Origin of the sequence: Flavonifractor sp. An4 (assembly GCF_002161755.1) — a bacterium.
GTDB lineage: Bacteria > Bacillota > Clostridia > Oscillospirales > Oscillospiraceae > Flavonifractor > Flavonifractor avicola.
In genome coordinates, this window is record NZ_NFIL01000044.1 from 1 (window position 1) to 18615 (window position 18615).

Below are 18615 nucleotides of genomic sequence, written 5' to 3' on the forward strand. Positions count from 1 at the left end.
GTGCAGTTGGCAGACCGCACTCCTATTATAGCAAAGGGAGTTTTTTTATCTTTTTCATCGCCTTAGGCTTTTTTGAACCACTCGCCTAGCGAGTGGTTTTCTTTATACAAAAAAGGGCGCGCCGCACAGCGGCGCGCCCTTGGGGCGAGGTCAGTCATCACTGAGATAATAAGGCTTCATCAGGCTGGGCTGCTCGGTGGAGTCCTTCTGGCCGTTGGAGCGCAGCACAATCTCCGGCGGACGGCCGGCACGGCCTCTGCCGCCCCGTTTCTTCCGCTCACTCTTGGGCGCGGGGGCGGGGGACTGGGCTGCCGCCTGCTTCTTGCCCTGGGCCTTTGGCTGCTTCTGAGAAGCCTTCTCCTGAGGGGCCTGCTTCTCTTTGGCCTGTTTCTCCTTGGGCCGCTTTTCCTTCCGGTTGTCCTTCTTCTCAGGCCGGGGAGCGGGCTTCCGGGGGGCCAGCAGCCGGGCGGTGGCATCCATAATGATGTCGCTGGCCAGGGGATCGGGCCGGCGGAAATCCTCAAACGCCGGCTCGGGCGCGGCAGGGCGGGTGGGAGCGGTGGCTACCAGGGCCTCCTCCAGGGTGGCGCTGTTGCGTACCCCCCGCCTGGACTTCTTCTTTTTCTCCGGCTGGGCGGGGGCGGGCTGCTCCGCCGCCTCAGCCACCTTCTGGGCGGCCTTGGCCTTGCGCTCGGCAGCGGCGGCCTTGTTGGCGGCGTCCCGCTGGCGGCGCTTCTCCTTGGCGGCGGCCCGGGCCTCGGCGTCCTCCGGGTTGATAATCCGGCCCTTCTTATCCTTGGGCAGGGGCTCAAAGACCTCCATGGGCCAGGGGTGGTCCTCCACCACCGGGATGGCCTTGCCCAGCAGCTTCTGGATGCCCTTGAGCTCCTCCTTCTCATTGATGTCGCAGAAGGAGATGGCGGTGCCGCCGTGGCCCGCCCGGCCGGTACGGCCGATGCGGTGGACGTAGGTCTCAGGCACATCGGGCAGGTTATAGTTAAAGACGTGGCTCAGCTCCTCGATATCCAGGCCCCGGGCGGCGATATCTGTGGCCACCAGGGCGGTAACCTTGCCGCTCTTGAAGTCGGCCAGAGCCTGCTGCCGGGCGGTCTGGCTCTTGTTGCCGTGGATGGCGGCGGCAGCGATGCCAGCCTTCACCAGATCCCCGGCCACCTTGTTGGCGCCGTGCTTGGTGCGGGTGAACACCAGGGCATTCTTCACGTCGGGCTCCAGGATCAGGGAGGCCAGCAGCTTGGTCTTGTTGCCCCGGTCCACATAGTAGAGCTTCTGGTCGATGACCTCCACCGGGGAGGACACCGGGTCCACCGCCACCTTTACCGGATTCACCAGCAGGGAGTCCACCAGTCCCTGGACCTCCGGGGGCATGGTGGCGGAGAAGAAGAGGGTCTGCTTCTTCTTGGGCAGCCAGCCCAGAATGCGGCGGACATCGTGGATGAAGCCCATGTCCAGCATCCGGTCGGCCTCGTCCAGCACAAAGACCTCCAGCTTGGACAGGTCCACAAACTTCTGGTTGTACAGGTCGCCCAGGCGGCCGGGGGTGGCCACCAGGATGTCCACGCCCTTTTTCAGCTGCTCCACCTGGGGGTTCTGGCCCACGCCGCCGAAGATGACGGCGGAGCGGATGGGCAGGTGGCGGCTGTAGGCCACAATGTTCTCCTGGATCTGGAGGGCCAGCTCCCGGGTGGGGGTGAGGATGAGGGCCCGGATGCCCTTGCCCTTGCGGTCGCTGAGCCGCTGGAGGATGGGGGCAGCAAAGGCGCAGGTCTTGCCGGTGCCGGTCTGGGCGCAGCCCAGCACGTCCCGGCCTGCCAGAGCGGGGGGAATGGCTTTTTCCTGAATGGGGGAGGGGCGTTCATACCCCTGTTCGGCCAGCGCCTTCAGGATGGGCGCTTTCAGGCCGAGTTCCTGGAATGTCATGCGGTTCGTTCCTTTCCTCAGAAATGCCCCTTCCGCGCCGGGGGCACAAAAAATAAGACTGCCGCGCGGAGGCAGAAAAAACACGACGAAGCCCGCCGGCCAGCCGGCGGGCATTTCGTACATGATAGTTTACTGGAATATAGTATATCATTATTTCAAAAAAATACAAGGGGCGGTCAGCCCAGCCGGGCCACCACTGCCGCCACCGTCTGCTCCAGGGTGTTTCCCCCCGTCACATCCACCGTCAGGTCGGCGTATTTGCGGTACAGAGGCTCCCGGGCGGCGTACACGTCGGCCAGGGTCTGGCCGGGGGACATGGCAATGCCCCGGGTGGTGATGTTGCGGATGCGCCGCTCCAGCTCCTCCAGAGGCACATGGAGATACACCACCAGCCCCAGCTCCTTCAGGTGGCGGGCAGCCTCCTCCCGGCAAATTGCGCTGCCGCCGGGGGCAATGACGGTGCGGGTGCAGTCCAGATCCCGGATGACAGCCTCCTCCACATCCAAAAAGGCCTCCACACCCCGCTGGTCCAGGATGTCCTGGAGCAGGGCGCCCTCCCGCTGCTGGATGAGCAGATCGGCATCCACAAAGCGATAGCCCAGGGTCTTGGCCAGCAGCACCCCCACGGTGCTCTTGCCCGAGCCGGGCATTCCGATCAAGGTAACGTTTTGATACTCCACAGCGGGGTCATCCTTTCCCAATGTCATGATCTTTGCCAGTATATCAAATCTTTTGCCCGGTTGCAAGGAAAATAACCCCTTTTTCTGAACCTGGCGGTTTCCTATTTCCCCTCAAAAAAAGTGCTTGCAAAAATCGAACGTATGTTGTATACTGGGCACGAACAAAAGTTCTAATCCTGCGTCGGGAACTTTTTGCCGCTCTGCGCCGTCAGAAAAGTACAAGGGTCCTTAAAAAGTACGTTTTATAGGACACCTTATCCCGTATACTGGGATCAAACGCCGGAACAACAGGAGGGAAACGGTATGGAGACCATTTATCTGAATCTGGACGCCAGACGGATTACAGGATACGCAAACGAGTCGGACCAAAAGGCCTGCGTGGGTCAGGAGACGGTGTGCTATACCGTGCTGCCCCGGCGGAAGCCTGCCCGCCTGGAGGGAAAGGTGCTGGACTTTGAGGCCTGCCGCCGGGCCCTGGAAGGGGAGTCTGCGGCAGAAGAGATCCCGGAGGAGATTCCCGCGCCGGAGGAGGAGGCCCGGCCCCGCCGCCGGCTGGACCTGGCCCTGGCCGCCGATCTCATCGCGTCGGCAGGGATGCTTACCGCCGTGGCGGCGGTGGCGGTCCGGTTCTTCCTGGGGTAATCAAAAACAGAACGCAGGACATCCTTTGGATGTCCTGCGTTTTTGTTGTGGTTATGGAATCCACAAAACCGGCCCTTCGGGTCGGCGGCGCTTTTGCGCCGTTCGAGCGTTTTGGCCTTTGGGCCAAAACCTCGGCGCAGGCGGAATTCATTTCCGCCGAGCATTTCAAATTCTCACGGAATCCAGAAAAAGAAAGAGACAGGACATATGTCCTGTCTCTTTCTTTTTCTGGAGCAGGTGACGAGGCTCGAACTCGCTACCTCCACCTTGGCAAGGTGGCGCTCTACCAGATGAGCTACACCTGCAAGCGACGGATGTTATTATAGCAATCCGTGCTTCCAATGTCAAGGGAATTTTTCGATTTTTTTATTTTTTCTTTTCAGGCCTCCTGGTCTGTCCACTGATAGCCCATTTCAGCCATTTGGGCCGCCGTCCAGGTCTTGCCGGTGCTGCGGCTCAGATCCACCCACACGGTCTGTCCGTTGCGGTCCACCTGGTTGAAGAAGTGGGGCTGACCCTGCAGGGTACCCTCTATGATCTGACCCTTCAGCCCCAGGCCGTCGCACAGCAGCTGGAAGGCTAAGGCCAGTCCCTCATCATTGGCCCCCTGACCCACCAGCGCGTCCCAGGCGGTGGCACCGCCGGTCTCCAGGTCCACCTTCACCACGTTGGGCAGCGTCCCCATCAGCAGGTCCAGCCGCCGGCTGGCGATCTGGTGCTGGATGGGGGTGAGGATGGCCGCCGACTGCTCCTGGAGCTGCTGGCGCTTCCGCTGGAGGGCTGTGGGCTCCTCCGGGTAGTCCAGCAGGATCTCCACAATGCGCTGGGTGCCGGCGTCGGTTTTGGGATAGAGCTCCACCGAGCACTCCGGCATCCCCAGCGCGGCGGCGGGGGTGTCGTAGTAGGCCTGCCGCACCTGCTCCTCCACCGCGGCGGCGTCCCCGGTGAAGTAGCCCACCCGCAGGGCCAGCTCGGTCTTGAAGGCCGACAGGGCCTGGACCGCCTCCTCCCGGATGGCGCTGGTACCGGTGATGTTCACCAGGCTGCCCACCTGCTCGGGGGAACGGCGGTAAGAGATGGTGATGGTGGCCTCATAGGTGGTGATGATGGTGGTATAGTCGTTCTTGATGAAGTCCACCGCATAGGCCCCCAGGGGGTCGTCCTTGGCTACCTCCAGGCAGGCCCGGTTCAGGTCGGCCTCCACGTCGCCGTTATAGTCGGTGATCTGGATAACGCCCTCTTCTACCCCCTGGGAGACAAAAAACAGTATGCCGTTGACCAGCTCGGAATAGGTGCTGGCCTTGATGGTAGACTCATTTTCCCCCAGAACAGGATGCTCGGCGTGGGGCTCCACCACCGTATAGGCCTGCCCCGACAGGGAGCACCCGCCCAGCAGCAGGGCCAGGCTCAGGGCCAGGGCCGGTATGCACTTTTTCACAGGCCCCGCCCCCTTTCTTTCCTCAAAAGCCCAGGTCCTCGTCAATCAGTACCACCTCGGTACGTCCGATGCCGTTGGATGCCTGCCACAGCACCGTCATGCCCCGGCACAGCCGCTCGGGGCTGTTGCAGTCGTAGCACTTGTCCCCCTTGACGGCGCAGGGGGTCTTACGCTGGAGGCGGATGGCGTTTTTGGGGGAGGCCACGTTGCGGGCCCGCCATACCGCGCCGTCGTAATCGGGGGCCAGTTTGTTGCGGCCCACCACCAGATAGAGTTCCTCATGGCCGAACACGGTGGAGGCAATGCGGTTGCCCACCCCGTCGATGTTCACCATCTCGCCGGTCTCCGCCAGGCCGTTCACCGAGCACAGGTAGACCTGGGTGAAGGCGGCATCCTCCTTGCGGCTGCCCTCCCAGTGGGAGACCACGGTGTTGTGGGTCTTGAGCCGGTCCAGAAGGCCCATCTCCCGGACGGTCACCGAACCGCCGATGCCGATGGTCTTGCCGTCCAGCTTGCCGTCCAGATAGCCGGCGGCCTCCGCCGCCGTGGCAAAGCAGGACACGGCGTAGCCCCGCTTCTCCAGGTTGGCTTTTACCTTGGTGAAATCCGTCATGGAAACCCTTCCTTTCTCTGTGGGCTGGGATCAAATGTCGTCCTTGCTGTAGGTGCGGAAGCCCTCGCCCAGTACGTCGTGGGCGTCGCACACAATGAGGAAGGAGTGGGGATCAATCTCGTTGACCTTCTCCTTCAGGGGCACGATCTCCTTCTGCTTGAAGGCCACCATCAGTACCTTTTTCTCATTGCCGGAGTAGACTCCCTCGCCGTGGAGGAGGGTTGCTCCCCGGTCCATGGCGATGATGGCGTCGGCGATCTCCCGGTAGGAGTCGCTGATGATATAGGCCACCTTGGAGCTGTCCAGGCCGTACAGAACGGTGTCCATCACCTTGGTGGTGATATAGAGGGACACAATGCCGTACAGGGCGCTCTCCACCTTGCCGAAGGCGATGGCGGCCAGCACGATGACAATAAAGTCAGGGATAAGCACCAGGGTGCCCATGGGCAGCCAGGCAAACTTCAGCTTGAGCAGCCGGGCGATCAGGTCGGTGCCGCCGGTGGTAGCCCCCTTGGCGAACACCAGACCGATGCCGGCCCCCAGCAGGGCCCCACCAAAGATGGCCGCCAGCATGGTATCCATGGGCGGGAACTGATAGATCATATCCATCACGTCGATGGCAAAGGAGCTGAAGGTCATGGCGTACAGGGAGGACACCAGCAGGTGCCCACCGATGAACTTCCACCCCAGGAAGAAGAGGGGCACATTCATCACAAACACCGTGGTGCCCACCGGCAGGACGGGGATCAGGGCGTTGAGCACCTGGCCCAGGCCGGTGAGGCCGCCCATGGCCACCAGGTTGGGGGCGTAGAAAATGTTGTACGCCAGGGCGTAGAGCAGGGAGCCCAGGGTAATGACCGCATAGCTTTTCACATAATAGCTGAGGGTGTGTTTCAACGGGTATTCCTCATTTCTCTTCCAGAATCACAGCAGGCTGATCTGTTCCTCGCCCCGGTCCTCCTCCTTGAGCAGGGCGCCCGCCACCGGCAGGGACCGTGCCCGGTACCGGGCGGCGTTGACAATGGTGGTATCCGCCAGCGGCACGGCCTTTTCCACCTTCCACTTGGGCTTGAGGGTCATGACGTTGACCCCCTGGGTGGAGCGGGTGGTCTTGGGGGTGAGGGCGGCGGTGTGGAACACCAGGCAGCGGCCCTCGGTGGAGGTGACTGCCACCTCCAGATCCTCCTTGATGTGGAGGGCGGCGGCCAGGGGGGACTTGTCGGAGTAGGCGCCGGTGAGCTTTCTCCGCTTGGTCTGAGTCTGGTAGGCAGCCACCTCTACCCGGGCTACCTTGCCGTTCTCAAAGAAGAAGAGGATATGGCCGGAGTAGTCGCTGGTCAGGCAGGCCCACACGAAGCTCTCGCCGGAGTCCATGCCCAGCTTGGTGGGCAAAAAGTCGCCCAGCACGCTGGCCTTGGCGTCGTCGAACTCGCTGAGGGGGACCTTGTAGCACTGCTGCCGGTCGGTAAACACCAATAGCATATCCCGGTTGTTCCCCTCCCAGTACAGGTAGGGGCCGTCCCCCTCCTTGTACTTCTGCTCGCTGCTCATGCGGAGAGACTGGGGGGTGATCTTCTTGAAGTAGCCCTCCCTGGAGCAGAACACATGGACAGGATAGTCGGGGGTCTCGTCCTCCTCTTCCACGGCGCCGGCGGCCTGATAGTCGTAGACGATCTCGGTGCGCCGGGGAGAGGCGTACTTCTTCTTCACCGCCGAGAGTTCCTGGGAAATAATCTTCTTGATACGGCCCGGGTTGTTGACGATGTCCTGGAGGTCGGCGATCTCCTCCTCCAGCCCGGCCACCTCTTCAATACGCTTGAGGATATACTCCTTGTTGATGTTGCGCAGCTTAATGTCGGCCACATATTCCGCCTGGATGTTGTCGATGCCGAAGCCGATCATCAGGTTGGGCACCACCTCGGCGTCCTCCTCGGTCTCCCGGATGATCTTGATGGCCCGGTCGATGTCCAGCAGGATCTTTTTCAGGCCTTTGAGCAGGTGGAGCTTCTCCTGCTTTTTCTTCATCACATAGTAGGTCCGGCGGCGCACACCGTCCATCCGCCAGCCGGTCCACTCCTCCAAAATCTCTCCCACGCCCATGACCCGGGGCATCCCGGCAATGAGGATATTGAAGTTGCAGGAGCAGGCGTCCTGGAGGGTGGTGGACTTGAACAGCTTGGCCATCAGCTTGTCCGGGTCGGTGCCCCGTTTCAGGTCAATGGTGATCTTCAGGCCGTTCAGGTCGGTCTCATCCCGCATATCGGCGATCTCTTTGATCTTGCCCGCCTTGATGAGCTCGGCCACCTTGTCCATGATGGCCTCCACCGTGGTAGTGTATGGGATTTCATACACCTCGATGAGATTTTCGCTCTTGAGGTAGCGCCACCGGGCCCGCACCTGGAAGGAGCCCCGGCCGGTGTCGTAGATCTGCCTTAAAGCAGCCTCGTCGTACAAAAGCTCGCCGCCGGTGGGGAAGTCGGGGGCCTTCAGGTACTCCATCAGGTTGACCTTGGGGTTTTTCAGATAGGCCGCCGTGGCGTCGCATACCTCGCCCAGATTGAAGCCGCACAGGTTGGAGGCCATACCCACGGCAATGCCCTGGTTGGCGCTCACCAGCACGTTGGGGAAGGTGGTAGGCAGCAGGGTGGGCTCTTTCATGGAGCCGTCGTAGTTGTCCACAAAGTCCACCGTGTCCTGGTCGATGTCCCGGAAGAGCTCGGCGCAGATGGGGTCCAGCCGCACCTCGGTGTAACGGCTGGCCGCCCAGGCCATGTCCCGGGAGTACACCTTACCGAAGTTGCCCTTGGAGTCCACCAGGGGGTGGAGCAGGGCCCCGTAGCCCCGGGAGAGGCGCACCATGGTGTCGTAGATGGCGGCGTCGCCGTGGGGGTTGAGTTTCATGGTCTGGCCCACCACGTTGGCGCTCTTGGTGCGGTTGCCGCCCAGCAGGTGCATCTGGTACATGGTGTACAGCAGCTTGCGGTGGGAGGGCTTGAACCCGTCGATCTCCGGGATGGCCCGGGAGACGATAACGCTCATGGCGTAGGGCATATAGTTGAGCTCCAGCGTCTCGGTGATGGGCTGCTCCAGCACCTCGGGCCGCAAGCCCATGACGTTGGGGTTGTTGACCTTCTTCGCCCCCTCCTGGGGGTCCTTTTTCTTTGCCAAATCGAATCATTCCTTTGTCAGTACAGACTGGCCGCTTTCAGTGGTTAGAATTATATCATTCCTTTGAAAAAAACGCAATTCATCGCCGTAAAGCGCCAAAACAAAGACCGGCGGCCTGCGCGTTGCGCAGGCCGCCGGAAGGGTTTACTCCATGACAGGAATGGTGACGTAGGTGCCGGTGCAGTCCACCGTAAAGTTGGTGACGGTCTCGGGCCAGTAGGTAACCTCCGGGTCCACGGAGTAGAGCACCAGGGCCAGCTGGTGGCCGGCCTCCACGGTGTAGTCCATGGGCTGGAGCTCCAGCTGGAAGGTGTAGAACTCGCCGGGAGTGACGGTGTCCACATTGTAGATGGAAGTGCGGTTCTGGATGTCCATCCAGCCACGGGTGATGATCTTGTGGTCGGTCTGGGTCAGGGCAAACTGCTGCAGGTCCTTGGCCGTCAGGCCGCCGCCCTGCCACACCGCGCCGCTCTCCAGGGTCTCGGTGGCCACAGCCTCACTGTACTGCTCCAGCATGACGGCCTTCATGCCGCCCTCGGGGGCCAGATCCACCAGCATGGCGCTGAGGATACCGGTGGGCTGGTCGGCGCTGGCCTTGATGGTGACGGTGGGAGTACCGTTGATGTGCAGGTCCTCCTCCACATCGAAGGTGAACACCCTGCTGGCGCTGGTGCTGCCGGAGATCACATCGTTCTCCCAGGCGTAGGCCATGTCGGTGCAGTACTCGATCCAGCCCTCGTCCACGTCAGCCAGAGAGGTGTCGAAGCTGGTGGCGGACAGGTCGCTGGAGAAGGCCGCCTGGCCCTCGCCGGCGTCAAAGCGCACGGTGGTGTCGCTGCCCCAGCTGTCATAGCTGGCCCAGCTCAGGTCGGTGTTGCTCTGGATGCGGACGTTGGCCTCGTCCTCGGCGCCGTTGTCCACCCCGTACAGGTAGTGGGCATACCAGCGGCCCAGGATGCCGTTCAGGTCCAGGCCGTCGATCTGGTCGGGAGTCATGTGGGCGCCCTGGTGGAGGACCAGCTTGGCCTCCTGACCGGCGGACCGGAAGGCGTCATACATCAGGTTAAACTGCTTGGGCCGCACGTTGAAGTCGTTAAGGCCGTGGATGATGAGGGCGGAGCAGTTCAGGTTCTCCGCGCCGTTGGTGTAGTTGCGCTCGTCCCAGAAGAAGTTGTAGTCGCCGGAGAGGGCGTCCTGCTCCTCCACCATGCCGCTGAGGTAGCGCTCATAGTCCAGCTGGATGGTGGAGTAGTCCGCCGGTTCCAGCTGGCGGGACATACAGTAGTCGGCCAGGATGTTGCAGTCGTCGCCGGGGTAGTACAGGCCGCCCGCCGCGGTGCCCTGGGAGCGGTAGTAGTCGTACCAGCTGGCGATGCCCGCCCGGGGCACGATGGTCTTGAGGCCCTCCACGCCGGTGGAGGCCACGGCGAAGGCGGTGGAACCGGCATAGGACTGGCCGCTCATGGCCACATTGCCGTTGGACCAGTCAGCCTTTACCTCAATACCGGAGGTCTTGTCGGTGTAGGCCTTCACGCTCTCGTCCCCGGCCAGCCACTGCACCACCGCGGCAAAGGCGGCGGTCTCATCAGCGCTGGCGCAGGTCTCAAAGCCGTCGGAGCCCAGGGTGCCCGGTCCAGCGCAGGACACATAGGCGTAGCCCCGCACCAGCCAGTAGTCATAGGAATCCACGTTCTCGGTGCTGGTCCACACATCGCCGCCGTCCCCGGCCTCGCCGGTGCCGGTGGCGGTCTGCCGGGTCAGCTGGGCCTCCTCGGTCTCAGCGGCAGTCCAGTCCCAGTCCTCCTTGGTCGTGGTGGTGGACTGCTGGGCCTGGGTGAGCTGGGCGTCCACGATGTGGGCGTTCCAGCTGTCCAGGTCATAGGCGTCGGTGCAGCCGGCGGAGTAGGGCCGGGCCTCAAAAATGGTGGCGGCCTTCATGCCCTCGTCGGTGGCGGCGGGGCGCTGGATCAGCACCTTGACCAGGTCCGCCTTGCCGTCGCTGTCGGTGTCCACGGGGGTCTCCACATACACCACTTCCCGGATGATGGTGTCATAGGGGAAGATGGGCTGGGCCTCGCCGTTGACGAACAGGGGCGCGGGGGTCTCGGCCTGGATGGTCTCCCGGTACTGAGCAGCCAGCTCCGCCATCTCCTTCAGGGAGCTTTCGGTCAGCACGTCCCCTCCGGCCAGAGTCAGGCTGTGGGCCAGGGCGCTGTAATCGTTGGGCCAGGCGCCGATCTGTTTGTCGCTCAGACCCGCCCAGCGCATCAGGGCGGTGGCCGCCTCCAGCGGGGTGGCGGTACGCTGGGGCTGGAAGGCTCCGCCGCCGCTGCCCTGCATCAGGCCCTTGTCCTGGAGCAGATTGGCGGCGCCCTGACAGGCCGCGTCATCCGCCACGTCGGTGTAGACGCTGGGCTGGGCCTCGTAGGTCTCCAGCTCCTGGGTGTAGCCGCACAGCTCCACCAGCTGCTGGGCCAGCTCCCCCCGGGTCAGCCCCTGGTCAGCGGCAAAAGCGGGGGTGAGCAGGCTCCCGCAGAGCGCCAGGGTAAGACCACAAGAAAGCAATTTCCTCAAGATGATCCCTCCTGATCCATATTTTGTATTCTTTCGAATACGATGCGGGTAAATTATAGCAAACAGCGGTTATTTTTACAAGAATATACAGGCCGGGATCTGAAAAAGATCCCGGCCTGTATCCGTTACGAAATATCCGCCAGTTCCAGATATTTATATCCATTTTCTGCAATGTGGTCTTTCCGCCCCTGGAGGTTATCCCCCAGCAGCAGGTCAAAGACCCGGGCGGTGTTTTCCACATCCTCAGGCATGACCTTGATAAGCCGCCGTGTCTCGGGATTCATGGTGGTGAGCCACATCATATCGGGCTCGTTTTCTCCCAGACCTTTGGAGCGGTTAATGGAGCACTTTTTACCCGAAAGCTCGCCGTTCACAATGTCGTTCTTCTCGGCGTCGGAGTAGGCGAACCAGGTCTTTTCCTTATAATTGATCTCATACAGGGGGGATTCCGCGATATACACATAGCCCCGCTGGATGAGGGTGGGGGTAAGGCGGTAGAGCATGGTCAAGATCAGGGTGCGGATCTGGAAGCCGTCCACGTCGGCATCGGTACAGATGACGATCTTGTTCCACCGCAGGTTCATGAGGTCGAAGGCGGCCAGATCCTTGGCGTGCTTGTCGTGAACCTCCACGCCGCAGCCCAGCACCTTCAGCAGATCGGTGATGATCTCGCTCTTGAAGATCTTGGCATAGTCGGCCTTGAGGCAATTCAAAATCTTGCCCCGGACGGGCATGATGCCCTGGAACTCGGCGTCCCGGCTCAGCTTGACGCTGCCCAGAGCGGAATCGCCCTCCACGATATACAGCTCCCGGCGGGTGGTGTCCTTGGTGCGGCAGTCCACAAACTTCTGCACCCGGTTGGAGATATCCACATTGCCGGACAGCTTCTTCTTGATGTTCAGCCGGGTGCGCTCGGCGTTCTCACGGGAGCGCTTGTTGATGAGCACCTGCTCGCCGATCTTGGCGGCGTCGAAGGGGTTCTCGATGAAGTAGACCTCCAGCTGGGAGCGGAGGAACTCGGTCATGGCCTCCTGGACAAACTTGTTGGTGATGGCCTTCTTGGTCTGGTTCTCGTAGGAGGTCTGGGTGGAGAAGTTGTTGCTCACCAGCACCAGGCAGTCCTCCACGTCAGCCCAGGTCAGCTTGCTCTCGTTTTTCTGGTACTTACCCTGGGACTTGAGCCAGGCGTCGATACCGTTGACAAAAGCGGACTTCACCGCCTTCTCGGGGGAGCCGCCATGCTCCAGCCAGGAGGAGTTGTGGTAGTGCTCGATGACCTGTACCGTGTTGGAGAAGCAGAAGGACACGGAGAGCTTCACCTTGTACTCGTCCTTGTCCGCCCGGTCACGGCCCCGGCGCTCGGTCTGCCAGAACACCGGCTGGGTCAGGGGGTTGTCCCCCGCCAGCTCCTTCACATAGTCCTGGATGCCGTTTTCGTACTTGAAGTCGGTGGTCTCGAACTTGCCCCCCACCTGATTGCGGAACCGGAAGGTAATACCGGCGTTGACCACCGCCTGCCGCTTGAGCACGTCCAGATAGTACTCCACGGGGATGTCGATGTCGGTGAATACGTCCAGGTCGGGCAGCCAGCGGAACCTGGAGCCGGTCTTTTTGCCGCTGTAGGGCTCCTTTTTCAGGCCGCCCACGTTCTCACCCTTCTCAAAGTGGAGGGTGTACTCGAAGCCATCCCGGTGGATCACCGCGTCAAAGTAGCGGCTGGCATACTGGGTGGCGCAGGAGCCCAGGCCGTTGAGGCCCAGGGAGTACTCGTAGTTGTCGCCGGAGTTGTTGTTGTACTTGCCGCCGGCGTACAGCTCGCAGAATACCAGCTCCCAGTTAAACTTCTGCTCCTTCTCGTTCCAGTCCACCGGGCAGCCCCGGCCGAAGTCCTCCACCTCGATGGACTTGTCCTCATACCGGGTGACAGTAATGAGATTACCGTGGCCCTCCCGGGCCTCGTCGATGGCGTTGGACAGGATCTCAAACACCGCGTGCTCGCAGCCCTCCAGCCCGTCGGAGCCGAAGATGACTGCCGGGCGCTTGCGGACTCGATCCGCCCCCTTCAGGGAGGAAATGGAGTCATTGCCGTAACTTTTTGGGGAAGAACTTCTTGCCATGGGCCTCTCCTCATATCGTAAAACTGCCGGCCCTCAGAGCCGGCGCAAAAGATGCGCATACGTTATTATATTACCCTATTCCCGCCTAAAGTGTCAAGAAAGGCCGGACCACGGCAATCCGTGGTCCGGCCCTGTTGCTCACGCAGCCATGTCCTCCAGTTCGGCCAGCGCCTCCCCCTGGGAGTCGGCGGAAAACCGGAAGCGTCCGGCGGCGTCGTATACCTCAATGTGTCCGTTTACATAGCGAAGTTCAAATTCCATGGTTCAGCGCTCCTTTCCTGTATCGTTGGGTACAGGATACCAGAGCAGCTGTCCAATAAAACGGACTATTCTTTCAGGTCAGCCTTAAATTGTTCCCACGCCTCCGGGTTTCGAACATAATAAAGGGGACATTCCTTGCCGGTGACATCGTAGTGCCGGATGACCTGGTCGGTGTCCAGGTGGTACTCATCCATAAGCCAGCGGACCAGCTTGATAAGGGAGTCGTAGGTGGCCTGAGTGAAGGCCCCGGTGTCGTCGGGGTGGCAGCACTCGATGGAGATGGTGTCCACGTTCCGGGGGCCGGTACAGTAGGCGATCTCGTCCAGGGGCACGTTGCAGATGATCTCCCCGTCCAGGCCGATGAGGAAATGGCTGGAGGCGTAGGTCTCTCCGGTGGTGGCCAGGTTTCGGAAGTAGCTGTTGTTCTGCTGGGCGGTGGTGCCCGGGTTGCCCACATAGTGGACCACCACGCCGTTGACCTCCTCCAGGGGCTCGCCGGGCCGGGAATAGGGATTGATGGGGAGCAGCTCCTCGGTGATCCAGTCGGGCAGATCGCCGGAGGGCTGGGGGGCGGAGAAGGCCAGCCGCCAGATCAGAAAGGCCGCTCCAATCAGCACAAGAATGATAAGGGCAGGCAGCAGAGGGGAACGGCGGCGTTTTTTCACACGGGTGGGCATGGGCTTGTCCCTCCTTTTGGGGCTGAAACGCAGAAACACAGGCCCGCCGCCTGTTGCGGGCCTGTGTTTCCAAGATCTGAAAAAGAGAGGAAAGAGAGGAGTGGTATGTCTCAACCACGGTTCTTATCTTAGACTCTCCCTGTGAACCCGTTTTGAACCGGATATGAACGTTTTGTAAAGGCTGATCCTGGTTATTCCGCCAGGGTGCGGGCCACGTCGGCCAGGTAGTTCTGCTCCAGCTCCTCGATCTTGCCGGCGTCGCAGGCGGCGGCCACGGCGGGATCGATGGGCAGACGGGCCAGCACCTTCAGGCCCAGACCGGCGGCCACCTGGTCGATGTGGCTCTCGCCGAAGATGGCGTGGCGCTTGCCGCAGTCGGGGCACTGGAAGTAGGAGTAGTTCTCCACCAGGCCCAGCACGGGGATGTGCATCATCTCGGCCATCTTGACGGCCTTGGTGACGATCATGCTCACCAGATCCTGGGGAGAGGTGACCACCACGATGCCGTCGATGGGCAGGGACTGGAACACAGTCAGGGGCACGTCGCCGGTTCCGGGAGGCATATCCACGAACATATAGTCCACGTCCCCCCAGATCACGTCGGTCCAGAACTGCTTGACGGTGCCGGCGATGACGGGGCCCCGCCAGATCACGGGGTCGGTCTCATGCTCGGTGAGCAGGTTGAGGCTCATGATGCCGATGCCGGTCTTGGTCTCAGCGGGGTAGATGCCCAGCTCGCTGCCCTCGGCCCGGGTGTGGATGCCGAAGGCGGCGGGGATGGAGGGGCCGGTGATGTCGGCGTCCAGCACGGCCACCTTCTTGCCCATGCGGCGCATAGCCACCGACAGGGAGGAGGTCACCAGGCTCTTGCCCACGCCGCCCTTGCCGCTGACCACGGCAATGACCTTGCCGATGTGGGACAGGCCGTTGGCAGGGACGTGGAGATCCTGAGGGGCAGTGCGCTCGCCGCAGCTCTCGCCGCAGGAGGAACAGTTGTGGGTGCATTCAGACATGGTATTTTTCCTTCTTTCCTATGTTGTTACCAGAGATTTCAGTAAAAATAAGTCCGCAGGCGAATTCATTTCGCCGCAGGACACCGCTGCTTGCTCCGCCACCGGCGGGCAACCACCCGCGGGTGCGCGGGTGAGGGGGGTATCAGCCCTGCTGTGCCGCCTGCGGCGCGGCGGGGCTGTATCCAGGGGGGACTGGTCCCCCCTGGACATGATCAGTAACTGTATGTTCCGCCGCCGATGAACTCCCGGATGAGGGACTCGGGGGGCACCAGGGCCGGGTCCACCGGCTCAAAATACCGGAAGGCGTCCACCAGATCGTGGAACTCATGACAGCGGGGGTTGTCGGCGGGGATCTGTGCCACCGCTTCTCTCAAAGCGTGAGCGTAGTTGGCAAACACCGGCACCTCATAGGGCAGGGAGGAGTCGATGATGATATTGGCCCGGTTCTTAAAGGGGGAGATGTACGTCTTCTCGCCCCGGCGCACATTATACCACATCAAAAGGGTTTCCAAAAGGTCTGTGCCCCGGAAATTATAGTCACGGACCGCCCGGCGGGAAATGCGCATCCAGGTGCCCTTGAACCGCAGCTCCTCCCCCTCCAGCACGTTGGAGCGGGCGGAGATGTACAGGCCGGTGGCCTCGGGGTGGCGGCCGAAGATGTCGTCGTTGAGGGCGTGGATGCCTTCAAAGATGGCGATCTCGTTTTTGTCCAGCTTCAGGAAGGTGCCCCGGCTGTCGTTGCGCATCTGCCGGGCAAACTCATACTTGGGTACCACCACCCACTCACCCCGGGACAGCCGGGAGAAGGTCTCATCCAGCAGGTCCAGGTCCAGCAGCACCGGAGACTCGTAGTCGATGTCCCCCTCGGGGGTGCGGGGGGCGGTCTTGCGGTTGAGGGTTTTATAGTAGTTGTCCATGGAGATGGTGTGGGTATTCACACCCCGGCGCTCCAGCTCCTGCTCCAGCTTGAGGGCAGTGGTGGTCTTGCCCGAGCCGGAGGGGCCGGACAGCAGCACGATGGGGCTCTCCTTCATCCGCTCCAGAATGCGGTCCACCGCCGACGCAATGCGGCTTTGATAGGCGGCGTCGCAGGCCTCCAGAAATCCCTTGGGGTCGGTGCGGATGCTCTCGTTGATCTCTTGCAGCTGATAGGGCATAACGGACCTCCTTACAGGGCGCCGTGAAAGCGGGCCACCCGCTCCTTTCCGGCGCAGACGGCGTCGATCTTCTCGATATACTCCTTGGGATACTTGGGGTTGGCCACCCGCTCGATGTAGCCGGTGGCCGGGTTGACCAGCTTGGTCACCCCGCCGCCTCCCAGGGAGACGATGGTGTGCAGCTCCTCCATCATGCAGATGTTGTACAGGCTCTCGGTGCCCGGCAGGCACCAGCCCACGTTCTCAAAGGAGCCGGACATATACTTCTGACGGTAGAGGTAATAGGGGATCTGCCCCGCCGTACGCAGGGCGGACCAGGCGTACTCCAGCATGGCGGCCACCTCTTCATCGGCGGGTACGCCGCTCCCCTCCTCCATCAGCCGGGAGCCCTTCTTCATGGCCAGGGTGTGGACGGTAATGTTCTCCGGCGCCATAGCCAGCACCTGGTCCAGGGAGGACCGGAAGCCGTCCACGCTGTCGGCGGGCAGACCGGCGATGAGATCCATGTTGACGCAGGGGATGCCGCTGTCCCGGGCCATGGCGTAGGCCCTGCGGATGTCCTCGGCCCGATGGGCCCGGCCCATGGCGGTGAGCACATGGTCCTGCATGGTCTGGGGATTCACCGACACCCGGCCGCAGCCCCGGCGGAAGAGGACCTCCAGCTTTTCCCGGGTAATGGTGTCGGGCCGTCCCGCCTCCACGGTGTACTCGGTGCAGGCGGACAGGTCGATGGAATCGGCGATCTCCCCCATAAGCCGGTCCAGCTGGGGGGCCGACAGGGTGGTGGGGGTGCCGCCGCCGAAGTAGACGGTGCGTACCTTTAACCCCGCCCCCGCCAGCATCTGGCCGGTGGCCTTGATTTCCCGGGAAAGGCAGTCCAGGAAGGGGTCGATGAGCTTGAGGGCACGGCCCACGTCGGCGGACACAAAGGAGCAGTAGGCACACCGGGTGGGGCAGAAGGGAATGCCCACATAGAGGGACACCTCCTCGGGCCGCAGGCTCCGCTGGGCGTCCAGGCTGGCTCGGGCGCAGTCCATGGCCAGCTGCCGCCGCAGGGGAGATACCCGGTAGATGTCTTTGAGCACCTTCTCCGCCTGGGCGGGGGTGGCGCCGGCCAGCATGGCCTTGGTGGGGATCTTCACCGGCCGCACGCCGGTCAACGCCCCCCAGGGGGGCTCGTTCCCCCGGGCGGCCACCCCGGCATCGTAAAAGGCCAGCTTCAGGATCCGCTGGAGGGCCCGGCTTGTGGGGAGCTCACCGGTGAGCTCTTCCAGTTTACACCGGCGGCTTGCCCCATATGACTGACCGTGGTAAGTCAGCCTGGCGGTGGCGGTGGCCCACAGCTCCCCCCAGCTCAGGGAGAGCACCAGATGGTCCTCTCCGGCAGCGGGGGGCTGGTCGTCGTATTCCGGCCGCTGGTCGGGGAAGAGGGTCAATAACATCTGTTCAGCGGCGTATTTGTAGTCGTGGCCGCGGAGGTAGAGTTTCATAGCGGAATGATCCTTTCCGGGGAAATCAGATTACCCCATGGCCTCCTGCATATAGTAGTTGCTCTTCCGCTCGGCCTCCAGGGTGGACAGATCCATGTGGCCGGGGAGGACGTGGAAGTCCCCGGGCAGCTTGGCCAACCGGGCCAGGGAGGCCATAATCTCCTCATAGCTGCCGCCGGGCAGGTCGGTGCGGCCCATGGAGCCCTGGAACAGGGTATCGCCGGTGAAGAGGGCCTCCCCCGCCATCAGGCACACCCCGCCGGGGGTGTGGCCGGGGGTGTGGAGCACCTGCACGTCGATGCCCCCCACCTTCACCAAATCGCCGTCGTCATAGGGGGTGGGCTCGGTGCCCAGCGGGGGAAACACCGGGCTGCCCAGCCGGGCGGCGTCGTCGGGATGGAGGTACACGGGGATGCCCGGCAACGCCTTGAGCAGCCCGGCCACGCCGGTGGTGTGGTCATAGTGGGCGTGGGTCAGCAGGATGGACTGGATCTCCACCCCATCCTCCCTGGCCTGGGCCAGGATGCGGCCGGCCTCGTCGCCGGGGTCCACCACGGCGGCGGTATGGGTATCCTCGTCCTCCAGCAGATAGCAGTTGGTGCCGATGGGCCCCACCTGTAAAACACGAATTTTCATGGGATGTCTGCCCCCTTCTTTACATGGTATCGGTGTCCAGCAGAATGGTCACAGGACCGTCATTCTGGCTATAAACCTGCATATCAGCGCCGAATCCCCCACAGGGCCACGGCCCTGCGGGGACCCCGCATCTTTTGATCTGCTCGGGCGGAGTGAATCCGCCCGGCATCGAGGTTTTGCCTGTGGCAAAACGCTCGGACGCGCAAAGCGC

At 62.3% G+C, this 18615-nt stretch carries 16 protein-coding genes and 1 tRNA gene; 1 reads left to right on the forward strand and 16 read right to left on the reverse strand.

Annotated elements, in window-relative coordinates:
* Positions 1-150: 150 nt before the first annotated feature.
* Together B5F94_RS13770 and B5F94_RS13775 are read right to left on the reverse strand one after the other, a co-directional pair.
* Positions 151-1938 (reverse strand): DEAD/DEAH box helicase, encoded by a 1788-nt coding sequence (locus B5F94_RS13770; protein WP_087330907.1) that lies wholly within the window; start codon positions 1936-1938, stop codon positions 151-153.
* Positions 1939-2114: 176 nt separating this feature from the next.
* A complete protein-coding gene (locus B5F94_RS13775) occupies positions 2115-2588 on the reverse strand; it encodes a shikimate kinase (RefSeq protein WP_242958965.1) in 474 nt (157 codons plus the stop codon).
* A gap of 333 nt (positions 2589-2921) precedes the next feature.
* Between B5F94_RS13775 and B5F94_RS13780 the strand changes: the two genes are divergently transcribed.
* On the forward strand, positions 2922-3260 hold the full coding sequence (locus B5F94_RS13780; protein WP_087330910.1) for a hypothetical protein: 339 nt from the start codon (positions 2922-2924) through the stop codon (positions 3258-3260).
* Positions 3261-3489: 229 nt separating this feature from the next.
* On the opposite strand, the gene B5F94_RS13785 is transcribed toward B5F94_RS13780, so the two are convergent.
* The 14 genes from B5F94_RS13785 to B5F94_RS16975 form a co-directional block, all read right to left on the reverse strand.
* Positions 3490-3565: transfer RNA gene (locus B5F94_RS13785), tRNA-Gly, on the reverse strand.
* A gap of 74 nt (positions 3566-3639) precedes the next feature.
* Positions 3640-4698 carry a hypothetical protein gene (locus B5F94_RS13790; protein ID WP_087330912.1) on the reverse strand — a complete coding sequence of 353 codons (1059 nt, stop codon included), beginning with the start codon at positions 4696-4698 and terminating at the stop codon, positions 3640-3642.
* A 22-nt stretch (positions 4699-4720) separates the two neighbouring features.
* Positions 4721-5311 carry a lactate utilization protein gene (locus B5F94_RS13795; protein WP_087330914.1) on the reverse strand — a complete coding sequence of 197 codons (591 nt, stop codon included), beginning with the start codon at positions 5309-5311 and terminating at the stop codon, positions 4721-4723.
* Between the two features lie 30 nt (positions 5312-5341).
* Positions 5342-6208, reverse strand: a complete 867-nt coding sequence (locus B5F94_RS13800) for a YitT family protein (RefSeq protein ID WP_087330916.1) — start codon at positions 6206-6208, stop codon at positions 5342-5344.
* 27 nt (positions 6209-6235) lie between these two features.
* Positions 6236-8479 (reverse strand): DNA gyrase/topoisomerase IV subunit A, encoded by a 2244-nt coding sequence (locus B5F94_RS13805; protein WP_087330918.1) that lies wholly within the window; start codon positions 8477-8479, stop codon positions 6236-6238.
* 144 nt (positions 8480-8623) lie between these two features.
* Positions 8624-11053, reverse strand: coding sequence for a Xaa-Pro dipeptidyl-peptidase (locus B5F94_RS13810; RefSeq protein WP_087330920.1), 2430 nt, complete (start codon positions 11051-11053; stop codon positions 8624-8626).
* A gap of 125 nt (positions 11054-11178) precedes the next feature.
* On the reverse strand, positions 11179-13170 hold the full coding sequence (locus B5F94_RS13815) for a DNA gyrase/topoisomerase IV subunit B (RefSeq protein WP_087330922.1): 1992 nt from the start codon (positions 13168-13170) through the stop codon (positions 11179-11181).
* Positions 13171-13308: 138 nt separating this feature from the next.
* Positions 13309-13431 (reverse strand): hypothetical protein, encoded by a 123-nt coding sequence (locus B5F94_RS17065; protein WP_275533400.1) that lies wholly within the window; start codon positions 13429-13431, stop codon positions 13309-13311.
* A gap of 65 nt (positions 13432-13496) precedes the next feature.
* Positions 13497-14108: a peptidoglycan recognition protein family protein gene (locus B5F94_RS13820; RefSeq protein WP_087330923.1), complete on the reverse strand. Its 612-nt coding sequence runs from the start codon at positions 14106-14108 to the stop codon at positions 13497-13499.
* Between the two features lie 191 nt (positions 14109-14299).
* On the reverse strand, positions 14300-15121 hold the full coding sequence (locus tag B5F94_RS13825) for an Mrp/NBP35 family ATP-binding protein (protein ID WP_087330926.1): 822 nt from the start codon (positions 15119-15121) through the stop codon (positions 14300-14302).
* A gap of 212 nt (positions 15122-15333) precedes the next feature.
* Positions 15334-16278, reverse strand: coding sequence for a uridine kinase family protein (locus tag B5F94_RS13830; protein ID WP_087330928.1), 945 nt, complete (start codon positions 16276-16278; stop codon positions 15334-15336).
* An 11-nt stretch (positions 16279-16289) separates the two neighbouring features.
* Positions 16290-17768, reverse strand: a complete 1479-nt coding sequence (gene hemZ / locus B5F94_RS13835; RefSeq protein WP_087330930.1) for a coproporphyrinogen dehydrogenase HemZ — start codon at positions 17766-17768, stop codon at positions 16290-16292.
* 30 nt (positions 17769-17798) lie between these two features.
* Positions 17799-18404: an MBL fold metallo-hydrolase gene (locus B5F94_RS13840; RefSeq protein ID WP_087330932.1), complete on the reverse strand. Its 606-nt coding sequence runs from the start codon at positions 18402-18404 to the stop codon at positions 17799-17801.
* Between the two features lie 19 nt (positions 18405-18423).
* On the reverse strand, positions 18424-18615 hold a 192-nt coding region (locus tag B5F94_RS16975), incomplete at its 5' end, for a D-aminoacyl-tRNA deacylase (RefSeq protein WP_242965685.1).